Annotated in this window: 4 protein-coding genes and 1 pseudogene; all 5 read left to right on the top strand. The window is 45.6% G+C overall.

Annotation, left to right across the window (positions count from 1 at the left end; all coding sequences use genetic code 11):
- Nucleotides 1-75, top strand: a pseudogene (locus FTU12_RS16195) (IS6 family transposase); the annotation flags it as partial.
- A 72-nt stretch (nucleotides 76-147) separates the two neighbouring features.
- Complete coding sequence (locus tag FTU12_RS16190) at nucleotides 148-741, top strand: tyrosine-type recombinase/integrase (protein ID WP_205779272.1); 594 nt, start codon at nucleotides 148-150, stop codon at nucleotides 739-741.
- Nucleotides 742-930: 189 nt separating this feature from the next.
- The gene (locus FTU12_RS16185) at nucleotides 931-2097 is read left to right on the top strand and encodes a tetracycline-inactivating monooxygenase Tet(X3) (protein ID WP_024160783.1); all 1167 of its coding nucleotides are present in this window, start codon (nucleotides 931-933) and stop codon (nucleotides 2095-2097) included.
- 148 nt (nucleotides 2098-2245) lie between these two features.
- Entirely contained in the window at nucleotides 2246-2983 is a 738-nt protein-coding gene (locus tag FTU12_RS16180; RefSeq protein WP_180114990.1) for a recombinase family protein, read from the top strand.
- Entirely contained in the window at nucleotides 2980-3204 is a 225-nt protein-coding gene (locus tag FTU12_RS16175; protein ID WP_000743213.1) for a hypothetical protein, read from the top strand. Before FTU12_RS16180 ends, FTU12_RS16175 begins: the two co-directional genes overlap by 4 nt.
- Nucleotides 3205-3418: the final 214 nt, after the last annotated feature.

Raw genomic sequence — 3418 nt, 5'->3', positions numbered from 1 at the left:
GGCCAGGCCTCAGCATTTTATTATGGTGATCCCCTGGGCGAAATGCGCCTGGTAAGCAGAGTTTTTGAAATGTAAGGCCTTTGAATAAGACAAAAGGCTGCCTCATCGCTAACTTTGCAACAGTGCCAGTTTTATTACGAACGTGTTTTGGGTGGACAACGGAAAACATATTTCATCGAAAGACCAAAAAAAGAAAAAACACTTCCTGTTGTGATGAGTGAAGAAGAAACCATTCGGGTACTACGCGCTATTGAAAACGTGAAACACAAGGCTATTCTGATGACTATTTATTCGGCAGGTTTGCGCATTTCTGAATGTATAAACCTGAAAATAAAAGACATTGACTCCAAGCGCATGCAAATTCGTATAGAACAGTCAAAAGGAAAAAGAGATCGTTATACCATTTTATCTGAGAAAACATTAATTATTTTAAGAACATACTTTATGGAATATAAACCAAAAGATTATTTATTTGAAGGTCAAAAAGGTGGCGCATACTCAAGCCGAAGTATTCAAAACATTTTTAAAGCAGCTGTTTTAAAAGCAAAGATTCAAAAGGAAGTTACTGTACATACCTTACGACATAGCTTTGCAACGCATTTGCTTGAGAATGGTACGAGTTTACGTTATATTCAATCGTTGTTAGGTCATTCAAGCAGTAAAACAACTGAGGTTTATACACATATTACCACCAAGGGAATGGAACAATTAAAAAGTCCGATGGATTTGTTAGATATATAGAAAGGATTTGTATATTTGAGCAAAACTTAACAAAAAGCACTATGAATATAAATCCTTTTGAGAGAGTAGAAACGAACGGTAAACGGTTGAAAACGGATTTGTCACTGATAATGAAAGGTTTAGCAAAATAAGATATAGTGGATATATACGCCATTTGGCGTATAGCCACTTGTTATGTGCCATTTTTGAATGACAATGCGAATAGATACGGACAAACAAATGAATTTACTTAGTGATAAGAACGTTGCAATAATTGGTGGTGGACCCGTTGGACTGACTATGGCAAAATTATTACAGCAAAACGGCATAGACGTTTCAGTTTACGAAAGAGACAACGACCGAGAGGCAAGAATTTTTGGTGGAACCCTTGACCTACACAAAGGTTCAGGTCAGGAAGCAATGAAAAAAGCGGGATTGTTACAAACTTATTATGACTTAGCCTTACCAATGGGTGTAAATATTGCTGATGAAAAAGGCAATATTTTATCCACAAAAAATGTAAAGCCCGAAAATCGATTTGACAATCCTGAAATAAACAGAAATGACTTAAGGGCTATCTTGTTGAATAGTTTAGAAAACGACACGGTTATTTGGGATAGAAAACTTGTTATGCTTGAACCTGGTAAGAAGAAGTGGACACTAACTTTTGAGAATAAACCGAGTGAAACAGCAGATTTGGTTATTCTTGCCAATGGTGGAATGTCGAAAATAAGGAGCTTTGTTACCGACACGCAAGTTGAAGAAACCGGTACTTTCAACATCCAAGCTGATATTCTTCAACCGGAAATAAACTGTCCCGGATTTTTTCAGCTATGCAACGGCAACCGATTAATGGCGGGACATCAGGGCATTTTATTGTTTGCCAATCCCAATAATAATGGTGCATTGTATTTAGGAATTAGTTTTAAAACGCCCGATGAATGGAAAAATAAAATTCCCTTAGATTTTCAGGACAGAAACAGCGTTGCCGATTTTTTATTGAAAAGATTTTCCAAATGGAGTGAAGTTTACAAACAATTAATACGTTCGGTATCAACATTTCAATGCTTGCCCACAAGGAAATTTCCTTTGAACAATGATTGGAAAAGTAACCGTCCATTACCCATAACAATGATTGGCGATGCTGCTCATTTGATGTCGCCTTTTGCAGGACAGGGTGTAAATACGGGATTATTGGATGCTTTGATATTGTCTGAAAACCTTACAAACGGAGAATTTACAAGTATTGAAAATGCCATCGAAAACTACGAACAACAAATGTTTGTTTATGCAAAAGATACGCAGGACGAATCGACAGAAAACGAAACCGAAATGTTTAGTCCCAATTTTTCGTTTCAAAAATTATTGAATCTATAAACAGTAAGAAAAAACGGCTACTAACAAGCAGTTTTGCAATAGTGGGGCAGAAGTGCAAAATTGAACTTGTGTGCTTCTATCAACTTTTGTACATTAGCTGCCAGTTTAAGATGGGTGCATTTGAGTATGCCCAAAGGAGCCCGCAAGTATGCGCAGGACGAAGCCAGTAGCCGCGCCGATGGTGGCGCGGGTCTATCTGCGCGTCAGCACCGACGCGCAGGACTTGGAACGCCAAGAGGCGATCACTACGGCCGCGAAGGCCGCCGGCTACTACGTCGCCGGCATCTTCCGTGAGAAGGCATCCGGCGCACGCGCCGACCGGCCTGAGCTGCTGCGCATGATCGGCGACCTACAGCCCGGCGAGGTGGTCATTGCCGAGAAGATCGACCGCATCAGCCGCCTACCTTTGCCCGAGGCCGAGCGCCTGGTGGCCTCGATACAGGCCAAAGGCGCACGCCTGGCCGTCCCTGGCGTGGTCGATCTATCCGACCTGGCGGCCGAGGCCCAGGGCGTCGCCAAGATCGTGCTGGAAGCCGTGCAGATCATGCTTTTTCGCCTGGCCTTGCAGATGGCCCGCGACGACTACGAGGACAGGCGCGAACGCCAGCGCCAAGGCATTGAGTTGGCCCGCCAGGCCGGGCGGTACAAGGGCCGCCGTGCTGATCCGAAGCGCCGCGCCCAAGTTGTCGCGCTGCGCAAGTCCGGCTACAGCATCAACAAGACCGCCGAGCTGGCCGGGTACAGTGCGGCCCAGGTGAAACGGATATGGGCCGAGGTCAGCCAGGCCGAAGCGAAGCAGCACGGCGCGTTCGTGGAGGACGCATTGACGGAAGCCGATGCCCTGGCCGCTGTCGGCCAGGATGAGCGCCAGGAGGAAAGGGCATGAAGAAGCCGAACCAAGACGACGAGCCGTTTTTCATCACCGAGGAGATTGCGGCCGAAATGATCGCCGGCGGCTATGAGTTCGAGCTGCCGCCCATTCCTTGCACCATCCGCCTACGCGACGTGCTGGAGCGCATGACCGATGCTGAGCTAGCATTGCAGCCGGGCGAGATCGCCGACCAGGAGCGTGAACGCTGCCGGCGCAAGCCGTGTTCAACCTCATGATCTGGTCATGGTATTTTTCATGGCACTGAGCCTGATAGTTCTTGCAAATTGTTGTCACTAAAGGGTTTTGTGTGCTTGTTTACAATCGAGTGGGAGTGACGGGCACTGGCTGGCAATGTCTAGCAACGGCAGGCATTTCGGCTGAGGGTAAAAGAACTTTCCGCTAAGCGATAGACTGTATGTAAACACAGTATTGCAAGGACGCGGAACATGC

It is taken from the genome of Acinetobacter sp. YH12063 (assembly GCF_013419715.1).
GTDB classification, from domain to species: domain Bacteria; phylum Pseudomonadota; class Gammaproteobacteria; order Pseudomonadales; family Moraxellaceae; genus Acinetobacter; species Acinetobacter amyesii.
This window is presented reverse-complemented; position numbering and strand designations above follow the sequence as displayed.